1 protein-coding gene is annotated in these 1,397 nt (G+C 44.2%); it reads right to left on the bottom strand.

Annotated features, from left to right (window positions below; genetic code table 11):
• Positions 1-923 (bottom strand): reverse transcriptase domain-containing protein (locus DNK84_RS09010; RefSeq protein ID WP_119344197.1); only part of this gene is annotated, 923 nt, incomplete at its 3' end.
• Positions 924-1,397: the final 474 nt, after the last annotated feature.

Genomic DNA, 1,397 nt, shown 5'->3' with positions numbered 1-1,397 from the left:
GACGCATTGCGCCTCTCGTACCTGCCAAAGCTAATATTCCGACTCTTTTCTGGGTGCAGCTGTAGATTATACTTGTTAAACCTGTTTGAGAGTGCCCGCTCAATTCTGCGTGCATCCTCCTGATACTGCACCAAGCACACAAAATCATCCGCATACCTTACAAGTTTGCAGAATCCTTTGGTATGACTCTTCACCGTATCTTCAAACCATTTATCTAACACATAATGCAAGAATATATTCGCTAGCATTGGGCTTAGGATACTTCCTTGGGGCGTGCCCTTTTCCGTATCAATTAATACGCCATTATCAACGTAACCTGCTTTTAAAAACCGCTCTATCAGGTGAAGCAGACTGGAATCCTTTACTCGTATCCTTACAAACCCCATTAGCTTGTCATGTGACACGTTGTCAAAGAAGCCTTTAATATCTGCCTCAACCAGGTGGTTTACAGGTTGCGTCATAATTGCCTTATCAACATCGTTGAGCGCCTGATGTGTATTCCTTTCCGGTCTAAAACCATACGAGCAATCTAGAAAATCCTGCTCGTATATACTCTGCAGTATCAGCATAACGCCGGTCTCTACAACCTTATTCTCAATTGCCGAGATGCCCAAGGGGCGGCTTTCTCCGGTTCCCTTGGGAATGTATACTCTTCTTGCAGGCAGTGGTTTAAATGACTTATTCTTTAGGCACATCACCAGACTCTCAATCTTGTCAGGCAAATGCTTGCCATATTCTTGCCAACTTACTTTATCTATCCCTACTGCCTTGTTTCTATCAAGACCGTGGTAGCAATAGGTGAGAAATTCTGCATCAAGTAAATGAGCTAAGCTCGTAAACTCAAAGGCTCGATTTCCTCGCGCACATTCGGCTATAGAAGATAGCTTCAACAATGTTTTATTCAACTCTGCGTTTGGCATCATTCAAATTATCCTCTTCGTTAAACTGCTAACCCCTTCAAGTGGTCTTAAACCTCAATAGGCATTACCCTATTTACACCTCTACTATGAGCTAGTCCGACTACCTTGCTAAGCTTATCTCTAGCTTTTTAGGCTCCAAGATAAGCATTCAGAAATAGCAAGGTTCTCCCAAGTTCCAAAGCAATCAGTTCATCTACCCGCTACGGACTCAGACCCCGACACCTCCACGCATACTCGCCTTTACGTATTGCGTAGTGCTGATTTCAGGCAAATGAAAACCTTGATCAGGTGCGACGATGATATATTACGGGGCTCAATACCTTCACTTGCGTTGTGGCTGATAGACCGCCCTTACTACAGCTTCATAATGTTCGTTACCTTGCATTATGTGTAGTTCGGTTCCAGACTGGTGGCTAGCCTTTTTCTGGGCTGGATTGTCCAGCTTGATTGCCTTAGCTTTGCTTGGCGCACCCATTT

The sequence above is a fragment of the Facilibium subflavum genome (genome assembly GCF_003574485.1).
GTDB classification, from domain to species: Bacteria; Pseudomonadota; Gammaproteobacteria; order Francisellales; family Francisellaceae; genus Facilibium; species Facilibium subflavum.
Note: the sequence above shows the minus strand (reverse complement) of the source record. Positions and strands in the feature narration are given on the sequence as shown.